This window comes from Flavonifractor sp. An92, from assembly GCF_002159175.1.
Taxonomy (GTDB): Bacteria; Bacillota; Clostridia; order Oscillospirales; family Oscillospiraceae; genus Pseudoflavonifractor_A.
This window is the reverse complement of record NZ_NFGZ01000002.1, coordinates 207,518-221,671: the sequence shown is the minus strand read 5'-3', so window position 1 is coordinate 221,671 and position 14,154 is coordinate 207,518. Positions and strand designations below refer to the sequence as shown.

Genomic DNA, 14,154 nt, shown 5'->3' with positions numbered 1-14,154 from the left:
AGGCGTTCTTCATGGCGCGCTGGAAGAACCTCAGCCGTTTTCAGCAGTTCCTGCTGATTTTACAGGCCATATTCCTGGTGGTCTGCTCGGTCCTCTACCCCATCTTCGCCCGGATGGAGGGCATCTCCTACCGGGACAGCTTCCTCCGGTACCGCGCGGAGGGGGAGAACGCCGTCTACTCCGGCAAGGTGGACGGCGTACCGGTCACCTTCACCGCCTCCCCGGACAAAACTCTGGTGTTCCAGTCCGGCGACAGCATTCCCGTCACCTATACCGTCACGGAAGACCCCTCCGCCGTGCCGAAGGACCACGACATGAGTGACGTCCTCACCGGCGTGGAGGTCCGGCGGGACGGGGAAATCCTGTTCCGGGGCGGCTGGTATACGGGCAGCGGCTTTGACATTCTGGTGGACGAGGACGGCAACCAGATCGCCCCCACCATCACCATCTCCTACGGCGGAGACGAGCGGCAATACAGCGCCGACGGCCAGCCCATCACCCCCTCTTCCGAGCCGGACGCCGCCGATGTGCTGAACCTCACGTCCTCCCCCGTCCTGGTGCACCGGGGCGACGGGATGGCCTACCTGGGCGGCACCTTCCTGGTGGCGCTCAATGCCGTCGCCATCCTCTTTGCCGACGAGCTCTTCCACTTCGACCTGCGCTTCCAGATCCGCCACCCCGAGCGGGCCGAGCCCAGCGACTGGGAGCTCTTCACCCGCCATGCGGGCTGGGTGGTGCTGACCGTAGCTGCCATCCTCGTTTACATTGTGGGCCTCACCGTACTGACCTGATTTTTCCATGAAGGAGTCCATGCTATGCTCGACCATATTTTTGTCAAAGGCGCAAGGGAAAACAATCTGAAAAACATCGATGTGGACATCCCCCGGGACAAGCTGGTGGTGCTCACCGGTCTCTCGGGCAGCGGCAAGTCCTCCCTGGCCTTTGACACCATCTACGCCGAGGGACAGCGGCGGTATGTGGAGTCCCTCTCCTCCTACGCCCGCATGTTCCTGGGCCAGATGGAGAAGCCCGATGTGGACTACATCGACGGTCTCTCCCCCGCCATCTCCATCGACCAAAAGACCACCAGCAAGAACCCCCGCTCCACCGTGGGCACGGTCACCGAGATCTATGACTATCTGCGCCTTCTGTGGGCCCGGGTGGGCACCCCCCACTGCCCCAAGTGCGGCAAGGAGATCCAGCAGCAGACCATCGACCAGATCATCGACCAGGTGCTGGAGCTGCCCGAGGCCACCCGCATCCAGGTCATGGCCCCGGTGGTGCGGGGCAAGAAGGGCACCCACCAGAAGCTGCTGGAGGACGCCCGGAAGTCGGGCTATGTGCGCTGCCGGGTAGACGGGTCCCTCTACGACCTGACCGAGAGCATCGAGCTGGACAAGAACAAGAAGCACTCCATCGAGATCGTGGTGGACCGCCTGGTCATCAAGCCGGATATCGCCCGCCGCCTCACCGACAGCGTGGAGGTGGCCTCCAACCTGGCGGGCGGCCTGGTGGTCATCAACATCGTGGGCGAGGACCGGGACATCCTCTTCTCCCAGAACTACGCCTGCGAGGACTGCGGCATCTCCATCGAAGAGTTATCGCCCCGCATGTTCTCCTTCAACAACCCCTACGGCGCCTGCTCCACCTGCACCGGCCTGGGCTTCCAGCAGAAGGTGGACCCCGACCTCATCATCCCCAACAAGGACCTCTCCATCCTGGAGGGGGCCATCACCGCCACCGGCTGGAACAACATCAAGAGCGACGGCATTTCCCGGATGTACTTCGACGCCCTGGCCAAACAGTACAAATTCAAGCTCACCACCCCGGTAAAGGACCTGCCCCCCGAGGTGCTGGACGTCATCCTCTACGGCACCAAGGGTGAAAAGCTGAAGCTCACCTATGAGCGGGAAAACGGCAAGGGCACCCTTATGCAGCCCTTTGAGGGCATCTGCAACAACCTGGAGCGGCGGTACAAAGAGACCCAGTCTGACGCGGCCCGCCGGGATCTGGAGGAGTGCATGAGCGACTGCCCCTGTCCCGACTGCGGCGGCCGCCGTCTGCGGAAAGAGGCCCTGGCCGTCACGGTGGGCGGCATCGACATCGACACCTTCTGTCACAAGTCGGTCACCGACGCTCTGGACTTTGTGGAGCATCTGGAGCTCTCCGAGCAGAAAATGCGCATCGCCGACCGCATTTTGCGGGAAATCAAATCCCGCCTGGGCTTTTTGCAGAGCGTGGGGCTCCAGTATCTGACCCTCTCCCGCTCGGCGGCCACCCTCTCCGGCGGCGAGAGCCAGCGCATCCGCCTGGCCACCCAGATCGGCTCCTCCCTGATGGGGGTGCTCTATATCCTGGACGAGCCCTCCATCGGCCTGCACCAGCGGGACAACGACATGCTCCTGGACACCATGAAGCACCTGCGGGACCTGGGCAACACCCTTCTGGTGGTGGAGCACGACGAGGACACCATGCGCGCGGCCGACTATATCGTGGACATCGGCCCCGGGGCGGGCGTCCACGGCGGCCAGGTGGTGGCGGCGGGCACCGCCGAGGAGGTCATGAACACCCCCGGCTCCATCACCGGCGACTACCTCTCCGGCCGAAAGAAGATCCCCGTCCCCACCGAGCGCCGGAGCGGCAACGGCAATTTCCTCACCATCCGGGGCGCGGCAGAGAACAACCTCCGGAACGTGGACGTGTCCATCCCCCTGGGCACCTTCACCTGCGTCACCGGCGTCTCGGGCAGCGGAAAGTCCTCCCTGGTCAACGAGATTCTGTATAAGCGCCTGGCCGCAGACCTGAATCGGGCCAAAACCCGGGCGGGCAAGCACGCCGGCATCGAGGGCGAGGAATTTCTGGACAAGGTGATCGCCATCGACCAGTCCCCCATTGGCCGCACCCCCCGCTCCAACCCCGCCACCTACACCGGGCTCTTCAACGACATCCGGGAGCTCTTTGCCTCCACCCAGGACGCCAAGGCCCGTGGCTACGGGCCGGGCCGGTTCTCCTTCAATGTGCGGGGCGGCCGGTGTGAGGCCTGCTCCGGCGACGGCCTTTTGAAGATCGAAATGCACTTCCTGCCCGACATCTATGTGCCCTGCGAGGTCTGTAAGGGCAAGCGGTACAACCGGGAGACCCTGGAGGTACGCTACAAGGGCAAGAACATCCACGAGGTGCTGGAGATGACAGTGGAGGAGGCCCTGGGCTTCTTTGAGAACCTGCCCAAGCTCTACAACAAGGTCCAGACCCTCTACGAGGTGGGCCTGGGCTATGTGAAGCTGGGCCAGCCCTCCACCACCCTCTCGGGCGGCGAGGCCCAGCGGGTGAAGCTGGCCACCGAGCTCTCCAAGCGCTCCACCGGCAAGACCATCTATATCCTGGACGAGCCCACCACGGGCCTGCACACCGCCGACGTGCACAAGCTGCTGGAGGTGCTGCAAAAGCTGGTAGACGTGGGCAACACGGTGGTGGTCATCGAGCACAATCTGGATGTGATCAAGACCGCCGACCACATCATCGACCTGGGCCCCGAGGGTGGCGACGGCGGCGGTTCCATTGTCATCACCGGAACTCCGGAAGAAGTGGCCGCCTGTCCGGAGAGCTACACCGGCCAGTACCTGAAAAAGATGCTGGAGCGCCCCTAATTGCATTTTAGACACCTGGAGGCGGTGCTGTGGCGACCTCGCAGAACGCGGTGAACAAATACCGCCAGAAAAATTATTATACCTTTTCGGTCTCCGTGCCCGCACAGCACAAAGAGGCCATCAAGGCCGCGGCGGCGGCCCGTGGGATGTCGGTGTCCCGGCTGGTGTGCGAGCTGCTGGGCCGGGAATTGGATCTGGACCTGACCCTGGACGGCACCTTCCCCGGCCGTACCAAAGAAGAATAGGAGGCGTTTCCCATGCTGCACGTTGGAATTCTGGGTGCCGGCCACATCGCCGGCACCATGGCAAAGACCCTGGGCGCGATGGACGAGGCCTGCGCCTGGGCGGTGGCCTCCCGGGACAAGGCCCGGGCCGAGGCCTTCGCCCGGGACTACGGGGTGGAGCGGGCCTACGGCTCCTATGAGGAGATGCTCACCGACCCCAAGGTGGACTTGGTGTACATCGCCACTCCCCACTCCCACCACCTGGAACACGGCCTGCTCTGTCTGGACCACGGCAAGCCGGTGCTGTGCGAGAAGGCCTTTACCGCCAACGCTGCCCAGGCCCGGGAACTGATCGCCCGGGCCGAGGAGCGCAAGATCTTCCTTACCGAGGCCATCTGGACCCGGTACATGCCCTCCCGGAAGATCATCGACGCCATCCTCGCCAGCGGCGAGCTGGGGGAGATCACCGGCCTGACCGCCAACCTGGGCTACGCCATGACCCACAAGGAGCGCCTGGTGAAGCCGGAGCTGGCGGGCGGCGCGCTGCTGGACGTGGGCATTTACCCCCTGAACTTCGCCAGCATGGTGCTGGGGGATGATGTAGAGGAAATGACCTCCGTGTGCGTCAAGCACCCCACCGGTGTGGACGGCCAGGAAACCATCGTCCTGCGCTACCCCGGCGGCGTGCTGGCCACCCTCCACGCGGGGATGTACGCCCCCACCGAGCAGTACGGCATCATCTACGGCACCAAGGGCTATCTCATCGCCTACAACATCAACAACATCGACCGTCTGGCCGTCTTTGACGAAAAGCGGCAGTTGGTGCGGGAGATGAAGGTCCCCCAGCAGATCACCGGCTACGAGTACGAGGTCCTGGCCTGCCAGCACGCGCTGGAGATCGGGGCCCTGGAGTGCGCCGAAATGCCCCACAGCGAGACCATCCGCATGATGGAGCGCATGGATGCCCTGCGGGCGCAATGGGGCGTGCGCTACCCCTTCGAGGCCGAATAATTTGTCACTTTCCTTAATTTTTTCTTAAATGATCCCCAAAATCATTGACATTTCACCCGGTAGATGGTTTATCATGAAGGCACATAGAACGCAAAGGAGGAATCTGTATGAATTCCATCGGTAAACGTCTGGGTGCTCTGGGCACCGCCGCGGTCCTGACCGCCGCCCTCACCGCTCCTGCTCTGGCCGCCGAAAATACCAGCGGTATTGCGGTGCAGCTGGACGGCCAGAATGTCGCCTTCACCGACGCCGCTCCCGTGGCCAAGGACAACCGCACCTTCCTGCCCTTCCGGGCGGTCTTTGAGGCCATGGGCGTCCAGGTCTCCAACGAGGGCAACAACATCACCGCTACCCGTGGAGACCAGACCCTCCGCATGACCATCGGCTCCACCACCGCCACCCTGACCGAGGGTGAGAACACCAAGACCATCACCATGGACGTGGCCCCCTATGTGGACAGCGCCAGCTGGCGGACCTATGTGCCCGTCCGCTTCGCCGCCGAGGCCTTCGGCTGCAACGTGGGCTGGGACCAGGACGACCAGACCGTCATCATCGTGGACGTGGACAAGCTGATGGGCGACACCACCTTCACCAAGATGGACAACTACATCTCCTATCTGTACGAGGTGCAGGCCGAGAAGAACCAGGCCACCGACGGCACCCTGTCCCTGGACATGACCGTGAACAAGGACCTGATCGGCGCCGCTGAGGACCTGAAGGTCAACGTGGACGGCACCGTCACCGGCGTCAGCAGCCAGACCGCCGCCCAGATGGCCATGGAGCTGGACCTCTCCGACCTGGCCTCCCTGGCCGCCGGCGACCCCGCCGCCATGACCGCCGAGCAGATGAAGGCCCTGAAGGACGCCCTGGCCAAGACTGAGCTGGAGGTCCGCATGGATCTGAACACCGGCATGTATTACATCTACGCCCCCGTTCTGGCCCAGGCCAACGGCGGCAGCGGCTGGTACTCCATGGATATGAACGCCCTGCTGAAGCAGAGCGGCATGGATCTGGCCTCCCTGGTGTCCATGTCCAAGGACCTGAAGCTGGAGGACACCCTGTACTCCACCCTGGCCTCCATTCCCCTCAATGACAAGGACCTGGGCTATCAGACCCTGAAGACCAGCGCCGACCTCTATGCGAGCATGTTCGGCGACGCCTCCTTCACCCAGAAGGGCGACACCTACACCGCCACCTACACCCTGAACGAGGGCGACGCGGGGAGCGTCACCTACACCACCGTCCTCACCCAGAAGGGCGACGACATCGTCTCCATGCAGATGGACATGAACATGTCCGCCTCCGCTGAGGGCTTCGCCATGGCCACCACCGCCAAGGTCTACGCCGACAGCACCAAGAGCACCATCGACATGTCCATGGACATCACCGGCATGATGAGCCTGACCATGAAGATGGACCTGGGCTACAAGGCCACCGACAAGGCTCCCGAGACCGGCCTGCCCTCCGGCGTCACCGCCACTCCCCTGGACAGCATGCTGACCGTGACCCCGTAAGCACCGCGCGACTGAACTTTGGCCCCCCGCTGCGGCGGGGGGCCTTTTTCGCAGGAACTTGAAAACGCCCTGTTTTCTTCCCGCCAAATATGATACAATGAAGCTCGACGACACCGGCTCTGGTCGGGAGTCGTGCCAAGGAACTGGAGGAATTCACGTTGGATCTCATGTCTTGGCTCACCGAGAATCAGGCCGGTGAACTGGTGTTCACCATGCTGGTGTCCATGCTGCCCATCATCGAGCTGCGGGGCGGCATTCCCTTCGGCGTGGCGCTGGGTCTGAATCCCTGGGCGGCCTTTTTTGCCAGTGTGGTGGGAAATCTCCTGCCCCTCCCCTTTATTGTGGTGTATATCCGCCGGATCTTCCTCTGGATGCGCCGGCACATGCCCCGGCTCAACGATCTGGTGGACAAGCTGGAGCGCAAGGCCCACCTGAAGGGCCGCAAAGTCACCCGCTACAAGTATCTGGGCCTGATGATCTTCGTGGCCATCCCCCTGCCGGGCACCGGCGGGTGGACCGGCGCGCTGGCCGCCGCGTTTCTGAACATGCCCCTGCGCAAGGCCATGCCCGCCATGAGCGCCGGCGTCCTCATCGCCGGTTTTCTGGTCACCTTCCTGACCTACGTGGTGAAAATGGCCATTATCTGAACCCTTTCTCCCTCCCCGCATAGGATGGAGCGGAGGTGAGGGTATGGAAACTCTCTTACAGGGTGCGCTGGCCTTTTTCGCCGCGCTGGGGCTGGTGACCCTGGCCTGGCTGGCCTTCGGCCACCTGCTGCTCCCCCGGGAGCTGGAGCCCGGCGGTCTGTACGCCGTCCTCCCCGCCCGCGGGGACGGGGAACACCTGGAACAGGACCTGCGGCGCCTTCTCTGGCTGCGGGACAGCGGCGCGCCCCGGGTGCCCATCGTCATCGCCGACGCGGGGCTCTCCCCCCAGGGCCGCCGGGTGGCGCAGGCTCTGCTGGGCCGGTACTGCGGCACGGTGCTGTGTCCCATGGACCAGCTCAGCGCCTACCTCGCCAGCGGCTGGACCCGGGCGGAGCCCCATTCCGAGGCAAATTTCTGATTCCATATCGCAATTTTTATTGACTACATTACAGACTGTATGAAGGATGGTCCCATTGGACACTGTGGAGGAACTGAATCTGGTGGAGGGCTGCGTGGATGCGGTCATCTATCAGAACGAGGAAAACGGATATACCGTGCTGCGCATCGACGCCGGAGACCAGGGCGGCATCACGGTGGTGGGCTGCATGCCGGGCATCGCGCCGGGGGAGAGCATCTCGGTGCGGGGCAAGTGGATGCGCCACGCCTCCTACGGGGAGCAGTTCAAGGCCGAGATCGTGGAGCGGCGGATGCCCGCCGGGGAGAAGGCCATTTTTGAATACCTGGCCTCGGGCGCGGTGCGGGGCATCGGCACCGCCACCGCCCGCCGGATGGTGGAGGAGTTCGGCGCCGACGCCCTGAACGTCCTGGAGGAGCACCCGGAGCGCCTGACCTGCATCAAGGGCATCACCCGCAAAAAGGCCCTGACCATGGGGGAGCACTTCCGGCTCCAGATGGGCATGCGCCGCCTGCTGGAGTTCCTGGGCAGCCACGACATCGCCCTCCAGCTGGCCATGCCCCTCTACCGCCGGTACGGGGACCGGGCGCTGGAGGTCATCCAGTCCAACCCCTACCTGCTGGTGGATGAGGAGCTGGGGGTGGACTTCGGCACCGCCGACGCTCTGGCTCTGGACGTGGGGCTGGAGGGGGACGACCCCCAGCGCATCGAGGCCGGGCTCCTCTTCGAGCTCTCCCACAACCTCAACAACGGCCACACCTTCCTCCCCCGCCGCAAGCTCCTGGCCGCCACCGCCCAGCTCATCGGGCTGGAGAGCGAGCATCTGGAGGACGGCCTGGAGGCCCTCATCGAGCAGGGCGAGGTGACCCAGGAGGAGGTGGCCGGTGAGACCGCCTGCTACCTCTCCGACCTCCAGGAGGCGGAGGCCTACGTGGCCGCCCGCCTCACCGAGATGGCCGCCTGGGAGCTCAATCCCCCCGACGGGCTGGAGCGTATCTTGGATTCCATCGAGGAGAGCCAGGGCATCACCTACGCCCCCCAGCAGCGGGAGGCGGTGGAGCTGGCCGCCAAGCGGCAGGTCATGCTCCTCACCGGCGGCCCCGGCACCGGCAAGACCACCTCCCTCCGGGGCGTGCTGGCTCTCTTCGACTCCCTGGGGCTGGAGACCGCCCTGGCCGCCCCCACCGGCCGGGCCGCCAAGCGCCTGGGGGAGCTGTGCGGCATGGAGGCCGCCACCATCCACCGCCTGCTGGAGACCCAGTTTGACCCGGGCACCGGGCGGCTGGTGTTCGCCCACGACGAGAGCGACCCCCTGCGGGTGGACGCCGTCATCGTGGACGAGACCTCTATGGTGGACGTGCCCCTTATGCGGGCCCTTCTCTCGGCGCTGCGCAGCGACTGCCGCCTGGTGCTGGTGGGCGACCCGGACCAGCTCCCCAGCGTGGGGCCGGGCAATCTCTTCTCCGACCTTATACGCAGCGGCGCCATCCCCATGGTCCGCCTGACGGAGATTTTCCGCCAGGCCGCCCAGAGCGCCATCGTCATGAACGCCCACGGGGTCAACCAAGGGAAGCTGCCGGACCTGCACAACAAAAATTCCGACTTCTTCTTCCTCCGCCGGAAGGACCCGGCCAAGGCCGCTGAGACCATCGTGGAGCTGGTGTCCCAGCGTCTGCCCCGCAACATGGGCATCCCGCCGGAGCAGATCCAGGTCCTCTCCCCCACCCGCAAGACGGTGGCGGGCACTGCCGCCCTCAACCGTGCCCTTCAGGAGGCCGTGAATCCCGAGGCCCAGGGCAAGGGAGAGCGCCGCTTCGGGGAGTTCATCTTCCGGGAGGGCGACCGGGTCATGCAGGTACGCAACAACTACGACCTCACCTGGAAGGACCGGGACTCCCTCACCTCCGGCATGGGCGTCTTTAACGGCGACATTGGCCAGATCGTGGAGGTGGACAACCGCAACCAGCTCATCACCGTGGATTTTGATGGCCGTCTGGTGGAATATGAGCCGGACATGCTGGGCGAGCTGGAGCCCGCCTACGCCATCACCGTCCACAAGGCCCAGGGCAGTGAGTACCGGGCCGTCATCCTCTCGGTCAGCAAGGGCGCGCCCATGCTGCTCACCCGTGGGGTCCTCTATACCGCCATCACCCGGGCCCGGGAGCTTCTCATCCTGGTGGGTGATGAGGAGGTCGTGGCCCAGATGACCGCCAACAACCGCCAGCAGCGGCGGTATTCCGGCCTGCGTTGGAGATTGGCGGAGGGAATGTAAGAGCTCTCTCCGGGGAGCCCGGAGGATATGTCCTCGCCGGACGGGCGTCCTACGCGGACAGCGCCCCATTTCTTTTCGAGAAAAGAAATGGGGGAAAGAAAAGAAGGAGAGGGGAACTTCTCGTTCCCCTCTCCACTCCCCTCCAAGTGGGCGGCCTTCGGCCGCCTGTCCCCCTCTTTCTGCCAGGGTGCGCCTTGGGGGAGTCCAGAGGGGGGTATCCCCCCTCTGGGCTTTCTTTCCCACCGCTTTCTTTGCAAAGAAAGCGGTGCTCCCGCCGAGTAGGCGGCCTGAGCCAGGCTGGCGGCCTGCGCGGCGAGCGCGCGAATATTCTGCACTAACTTTGCACTAAGAATACACCTAAAATGAATCGCACAAGCTATGCTTTACTCACTAGAAATGGAGAGTAAAGCATCATGGAACGCAAAAAACATCTCAGTATCCGTATGGATCAGGAGCAGCACGACAAGCTGCAATACATCGCCGCCTATGAGGGGCGCTCGATGAGCCGTCAGATTCTTCACTTGATCAATCAGTGTATCCGCTCCTTTGAAGAGGAACACGGCCCCATCAAGCCAGAGGATTTGAATTGAACCGGCTGTGGTCCGCCTTTCTGGACCTTCTCTTCCCGCCCAAGTGCGTATTCTGCCGGTCCCTCCTCCCCGATGGGGAGCGCGACCTCTGCCCGCGCTGCCGCCGGGAGCTCCCCTGGCTCTCCGGTTCCGCCGCGGAGCAGAAACCGGAGTTCATCGCCCTGGCCTGCTCCCCGCTGCGGTATGAGGAGACGGTACGAACCTCTTTCCACCGCTATAAATTCTACGGCCAGACCTCCTACGCCAAGGCCTACGGCCGCCTGATGGCGGTCTGTGTCCGGGTCCACCTGGACGAGCCCTGCGACCTCGTCACCTGGGCTCCCCTCTCCCGCCGCCGCAAGCGGGAGCGCGGCTACGACCAGGCCCAGCTCCTGGCGCAGGTGGTGGCGGAGGAATTGGGCCTGCCGCTGTGCTCCACGCTGGAAAAGGTCCGGGACACCGCGCCTCAATCCGGTCTGGAGGAGAACAGCGCCCGCCGGGCCAACGCCCTGGGGGCCTATCGCTGCACGGACCCCGCCGCCGTGCAGGACAAGCGGGTCCTTCTCATTGACGACGTGCTGACCTCCGGGGCCACCGCCTCGGAATGCGCCCGTATGCTCCGCACCGCAGGGGCAAAAGTCGTGTTTTGCGCCACTCTGGCCAGAGCACACTGAGAAACAAACGTGATTCTTGTGAAAAATACGGTTGAAATGCGACAGAAATATCTTTATAATGAGAAGAAGATTATTATGGGTGATAAACCATGAAAATTTGGGAGAAAATAAAGGCATTCTTCAAAGGACTTCGAGGTGTGGGTATGTTCAGTAAAGATATTGGCATTGATTTGGGTACCGCGTCCATCCTGGTGTATGTGGCCGGCAAAGGCGTCGTTCTCCGGGAGCCTTCCGTGGTGGCCCTGCACAAGGACACCGGCAAGCTGCTGAAGGTGGGCACCGAGGCCCAGCAGATGCTGGGTAAGACCCCCGGCAACATCGTGGCCATCCGTCCCCTGCGCGAGGGCGTCATCTCCGACTACGACATGACCGAGCGTATGCTCAAGGAGTTCATCCGCAAGGTGACCTCCTTCCGGCTCTTCAAGCCCCGTATCGTCATCTGCGTGCCCTCCGGCATCACCGAGGTCGAGGAGCGCGCCGTCATCGACGCGGGCATCCAGGCCGGCGCCCGCCGGGTGTACCTCATCGAGGAGCCCGTGGCTGCCGCCATCGGCGCGGGCATTGACATCACCAAGCCCGACGGCCACATGATCGTGGACATCGGCGGCGGCACCACCGACATCGCCGTCATTTCTCTGAGCGGCATCGTGGAGTCCACCTCCATCAAGATCGCCGGCGACCAGTTCGACGAGGCCATCGTGAAGTACATACGGCGCAAGCACAATGTACTGATCGGTGACCGCACCGCCGAGGAGCTGAAGATGAAGATCGGCTGCGTGTTCCCCCGCCCCGAGGAGGAGACCATGGAGATCCGCGGCCGCTGCCTGATGACCGGTCTGCCCCGTGTGTTCTCCGTCAACTCCAGCGAGATGATCGAGGCCTTCGAGGAGCCCGCTACCCGCATTCTGGAGGCCATCCACGGCGTCCTGGAACGCACTCCCCCCGAGCTGGTGGCCGACATCGCCACCAACGGCATTGTCATGACCGGCGGCGGCTCCCTGCTGTGGGGCTTTGATAAGCTCATCGAGTCCCACACCGGCATCGAGACCCACGTGGCTGATGACGCCATCTCCTGCGTGGCCTACGGCACCGGCAAGAGCCTGGAGTCCGTCAGCGACATGCAGGACGGCACCATCAACCTGTCCCGCCGCAAGCAGATGAACTAACCGTGAAAAAGTCCCCCGGCCATACGGCCGGGGGACTTTTTATGCTCAGCCCTCGCCCAGCTTACAGATGGACATGCCGAGGTCGGAATAGAGGAAATCGCCGCCGCTGCCCATCAGATTCACGGTAGACGGTCCGGTCACCTGGAGCACCTGGGAGGCCGCCACGTTGCTGGCCTCCGACGCGGACTGGAAGGTGTGCTGCGTTCCCGCGCCGGGCACCGGCGTACCGTTCACCTGCAGCATCACGGCGATGGCCACCGGGAACTCGTCGGTGCCCACCGGTGCGACCACGCCGTTGTAGGACACCAGGTAGAAGCCCGGGTCCGCCAGCGAAAAGTCGCTCTCCCCCTCGGTATGGCTGATGCTGGTACCGTAGGTGGTGCTGTTCTTGTCAAACAGCAGCGTGGAGCCCGATTTTCCGGGCTGGGGCGGCGTAGAATAGGCGTTGAGCAGCGCCTGAGGAGTACTGCTGCTGCCGGTGCACCCCTTGGGGATCACGAAGTCCAGGATGGCGTTCTGTTCGGTTCCGCTGTTGGTCACCGAAGCAGGAGTATCCGGGTCGCCAGTGGTCACGTTGCCAACCGACAGTGTGGCGGCCTCCCCGTTGTCCCCGCTGGGGCCAGTCGGGCCGGTGGGGCCAGTCGCGCCTCTTGCGCCAGTGGGTCCGGTGGGACCAGTCGGGCCGCTCGGACCGGTGGGTCCAGTGGCACCGGTCGCACCAGTCGGGCCGCTCGGACCAGTGGGACCAGTCGGGCCGGTGGGTCCGGTGGGTCCAGTCGGGCCGGTGGCACCAGTGGCACCCGTCGCACCGCTCGGGCCAGTGGGACCAGTCGCACCCGTCGGACCAGTCGGGCCAGTGGGACCGGTCGGGCCAGTGGGACCGCTCGGACCAGTGGGCCCAGTCTGGCCGGTCGGGCCAGTCGCACCAGTCGCACCAGTCGCACCGCTCGGACCGGTGGGGCCGGTAGGTCCAGTGGCACCGGTGGCACCCGTCGCACCAGCGGGGATCACAAAGTCAAAGACCGCATTCTGAGGGGTCCCGGCGTTGCTGACCTCTGCGTCGGTCCCAGGCTCGCCGGTGGTCACGGTCCCCACCTCGATGGTAGCCGCGCTTCCGGTGGCGCCGGTCGCGCCTGTGGGACCCGTCGGGCCCTGAGGGCCAGTCGCACCGGTGGGGCCAGCAGGCCCCTGAGGACCGGTCGGCCCGGCAGGGCCGGTCGCTCCGGTCGCACCCGTGGGCCCCATGGGGCCCTCAGGACCCGTGGGGCCGGGAATCGATACTACCGTGACCGTACAGCAATCCACCGGCCTCGGCGGTGGGCAGCAGCCCGGAGGCGGACACGAAGGGGGACAGGGCCGGGCGGGACATTCCTTGGGGAAATCCCGGTTCTGAAAAATGTTCATAGGCATAACCTCCACCCCAGTCTATGCCGCCGTCTGATTTCCGGTACCACAGGGGAAAAGCCGTCCCGCCACTTGCGCCGGAATGGAAAAGGCGCTAAAATAGGAGCAACTGAACCTGCGGTTCCGTTCCTTCCCAAGTGGAGGGTTCCAAGATTCCATTGAGGAGGTATCTGGTATGGCGTTGATTGATGATCTGAAGGTAAAAGCGGTGGAGCTGACCCAGGCCGGCGTGGCCAAGTCCAAGCAGCTGACGGAGATCGCCCGGCTGCAGCTGGCCAATGCCGGGGAAAACGACAGCATCCGCAAGGCCTATCTGGAGCTGGGCAAGCTCTATTATGCCGAGCGCGGCATGGCGCCTGAGGCGGGCTACACCGCCCTGTGTGAGAAGATCACCACGGCCAAGATCAACATTGAGGAGAACAAGGCCCGCATCGCGCAGCTCAAGGAAGAGGGCGCGCTGAAGGACTCTGACCTGGCGGCCGTGGAGACGGAGATCCCCCCGGAGGAGCCGGTGATCGTCTCCGCTCCGGTGTCTGCCGATCCCATCGACTTTGCCGATGACGACCCGGCCCGTCCGGAATAAAGCATTCCAGTCCCGAAAAACGCGGGGA

13 protein-coding genes are annotated in these 14,154 nt (G+C 64.2%); 12 read left to right on the top strand and 1 reads right to left on the bottom strand.

Annotated features, from left to right (window positions below; all coding sequences use genetic code 11):
• The first annotated feature begins 11 nt into the window (after positions 1-11).
• From B5G43_RS02685 to mreB, 11 genes are all read left to right on the top strand, one after another.
• Positions 12-791 carry a hypothetical protein gene (locus B5G43_RS02685; protein ID WP_087258842.1) on the top strand — a complete coding sequence of 260 codons (780 nt, stop codon included), beginning with the start codon at positions 12-14 and terminating at the stop codon, positions 789-791.
• 24 nt (positions 792-815) lie between these two features.
• Positions 816-3,647 carry an excinuclease ABC subunit UvrA gene (gene uvrA, locus B5G43_RS02680; protein ID WP_087258839.1) on the top strand — a complete coding sequence of 944 codons (2,832 nt, stop codon included), beginning with the start codon at positions 816-818 and terminating at the stop codon, positions 3,645-3,647.
• 29 nt (positions 3,648-3,676) lie between these two features.
• Positions 3,677-3,892 carry a hypothetical protein gene (locus B5G43_RS02675; RefSeq protein WP_087258837.1) on the top strand — a complete coding sequence of 72 codons (216 nt, stop codon included), beginning with the start codon at positions 3,677-3,679 and terminating at the stop codon, positions 3,890-3,892.
• 12 nt (positions 3,893-3,904) lie between these two features.
• Positions 3,905-4,882, top strand: a complete 978-nt coding sequence (locus B5G43_RS02670) for a Gfo/Idh/MocA family oxidoreductase (RefSeq protein ID WP_343214378.1) — start codon at positions 3,905-3,907, stop codon at positions 4,880-4,882.
• 107 nt (positions 4,883-4,989) lie between these two features.
• On the top strand, positions 4,990-6,396 hold the full coding sequence (locus B5G43_RS02665; RefSeq protein ID WP_087258835.1) for a copper amine oxidase N-terminal domain-containing protein: 1,407 nt from the start codon (positions 4,990-4,992) through the stop codon (positions 6,394-6,396).
• A gap of 167 nt (positions 6,397-6,563) precedes the next feature.
• Entirely contained in the window at positions 6,564-7,043 is a 480-nt protein-coding gene (locus tag B5G43_RS02660; protein ID WP_087259013.1) for a small multi-drug export protein, read from the top strand.
• 43 nt (positions 7,044-7,086) lie between these two features.
• A complete protein-coding gene (locus B5G43_RS02655; RefSeq protein WP_087258833.1) occupies positions 7,087-7,461 on the top strand; it encodes a hypothetical protein in 375 nt (124 codons plus the stop codon).
• 64 nt (positions 7,462-7,525) lie between these two features.
• Entirely contained in the window at positions 7,526-9,730 is a 2,205-nt protein-coding gene (locus B5G43_RS02650; RefSeq protein ID WP_242960435.1) for an ATP-dependent RecD-like DNA helicase, read from the top strand.
• A gap of 413 nt (positions 9,731-10,143) precedes the next feature.
• Positions 10,144-10,320, top strand: coding sequence for a hypothetical protein (locus tag B5G43_RS17490; RefSeq protein WP_164488727.1), 177 nt, complete (start codon positions 10,144-10,146; stop codon positions 10,318-10,320).
• The gene (locus tag B5G43_RS02645) at positions 10,317-10,973 is read left to right on the top strand and encodes a ComF family protein (protein ID WP_087258829.1); all 657 of its coding nucleotides are present in this window, start codon (positions 10,317-10,319) and stop codon (positions 10,971-10,973) included. Before B5G43_RS17490 ends, B5G43_RS02645 begins: the two co-directional genes overlap by 4 nt.
• A 143-nt stretch (positions 10,974-11,116) precedes the next feature.
• Positions 11,117-12,139, top strand: coding sequence for a rod shape-determining protein MreB (gene mreB, locus B5G43_RS02640; protein WP_087258827.1), 1,023 nt, complete (start codon positions 11,117-11,119; stop codon positions 12,137-12,139).
• Between the two features lie 45 nt (positions 12,140-12,184).
• Here mreB and B5G43_RS17645 read toward each other — a convergent pair whose 3' ends face one another.
• Positions 12,185-12,712, bottom strand: coding sequence for a hypothetical protein (locus tag B5G43_RS17645; RefSeq protein ID WP_242960428.1), 528 nt, complete (start codon positions 12,710-12,712; stop codon positions 12,185-12,187).
• A 1,006-nt stretch (positions 12,713-13,718) separates the two neighbouring features.
• Here B5G43_RS17645 and B5G43_RS02630 point away from each other — a divergent pair.
• Positions 13,719-14,126 (top strand): serine proteinase, encoded by a 408-nt coding sequence (locus tag B5G43_RS02630; protein WP_206404997.1) that lies wholly within the window; start codon positions 13,719-13,721, stop codon positions 14,124-14,126.
• Positions 14,127-14,154: the final 28 nt, after the last annotated feature.